This window comes from Micromonospora sp. NPDC003776 (assembly GCF_053605645.1).
Window position 1 is genome coordinate 1 of the sequence record NZ_JBSGJR010000989.1, and the last position, 1113, is coordinate 1113.

A 1113-nucleotide genomic window follows, 5' to 3' on the forward strand; every position below is an offset into this window, starting at 1 on the left:
GTCCTCAAGGGGAGGACACCACCACCTCGCCGACGTGAAGACGGTGGGGCAGCGGGCGGGTCAGCCGGCCTGGGCGACCGGGTAGCGCTTCATCTCCTCCATGAAGGGGAACCGCGCGGTCAGGTCGGCGACGGTAGCGCCGGCCCGCCAGGCGGCGGCCACCTGCGCCACCTGGAGCAGGTCGGTGGCGTCGCCGCGGGCCTGGACCTCGCCGGCCACCCGCAGGTCGATCATGAAGTAGCGGGCCTGGGAGCCGAGCCCGACGCAGACGACGCCCTGCGGGGAGCTGACCTCGGCGCAGGTGAACCGGGCGCGCCCGTGGTCGGGGGCGGTCACCGACCCGAGATCGAGGCCGTGCCGGGCGGCCGCGTCGGCGAGCGCGGGAGCGAGCCCGCCCCGTTCGACCAGGTCCGGGTACAGACGCACACCCAGTGCCGTCGACACGTCGCTCATGACTGACTCCCACTTCCTCGTGACAGAGACCAGCTGCACGCAGGTTACGGGTGTGTTTCCGGCGCGCATGGTCATCCTGTCCCTCCCGGACGCCCCTCGGCAATAGGAACGGCCGATTCCGGGTCCATCGGCCCCCTTGACCCCTGGATTCTCTATGCCTAGGCTTTCTAGGTATGGCGATGGACCTGCGTGGACACCTCGACCTGCTGATCCTGGCGACCCTGCGCGGGACCGGCCCGACCCACGGCTACGCCCTCATCCAGGCGCTGCGGGAGCGTTCCGCGGGCACCTTCGACCTGCCCGAGGGCACCGTCTACCCCGCCCTGCACCGGCTGGAGCGCGCCGGCCTGGTGGCCAGTGCCTGGCAGGACGGCCCCGGCCGGCGCCGCCGCTGCTACCGGCTCACCGACCCGGGCGTCGCCGCGCTGGCCGCCAAACAGTCGGAATGGCAGGCGCTGGTGCGCGGCGTGGCCGCGATCCTCGCACCGACCCAGGGAGCTACGGCATGAGCGAGTCACCGATCGACGCCCACCTCGACCGGCTCTTCGACCGGTTGGCCGGCACCGGCCCGGCCGGGCGGCGGGCCCTCGTCGAGGCCGAGGACCACCTGCGCAGCGCCGCGGCCCAGGCGGTCGCTGCGGGCGCGGAGCCCACCGAGGC

2 protein-coding genes are annotated in these 1113 nt (G+C 73.5%); one reads left to right on the forward strand and one right to left on the reverse strand.

What is annotated here, in order from left to right:
- Positions 1-60: 60 nt before the first annotated feature.
- Positions 61-453, reverse strand: a complete 393-nt coding sequence (locus ACWEVO_RS36965) for a hypothetical protein (RefSeq protein WP_452312016.1) — start codon at positions 451-453, stop codon at positions 61-63.
- 179 nt (positions 454-632) lie between these two features.
- Between ACWEVO_RS36965 and ACWEVO_RS36970 the strand changes: the two genes are divergently transcribed.
- Positions 633-962: a PadR family transcriptional regulator gene (locus tag ACWEVO_RS36970; protein WP_452312017.1), complete on the forward strand. Its 330-nt coding sequence runs from the start codon at positions 633-635 to the stop codon at positions 960-962.
- Positions 963-1113: the final 151 nt, after the last annotated feature.

What these genes read in the sequence shown, in the direction of transcription:
- ACWEVO_RS36965 (WP_452312016.1), bottom strand. Translation starts at nt 453, where the DNA reads ATGAGCGACGTGTCGACGGCACTGGGTGTGCGTCTGTACCCGGACCTG.
- ACWEVO_RS36970 (WP_452312017.1), top strand. Translation starts at nt 633, where the DNA reads ATGGACCTGCGTGGACACCTCGACCTGCTGATCCTGGCGACCCTGCGC.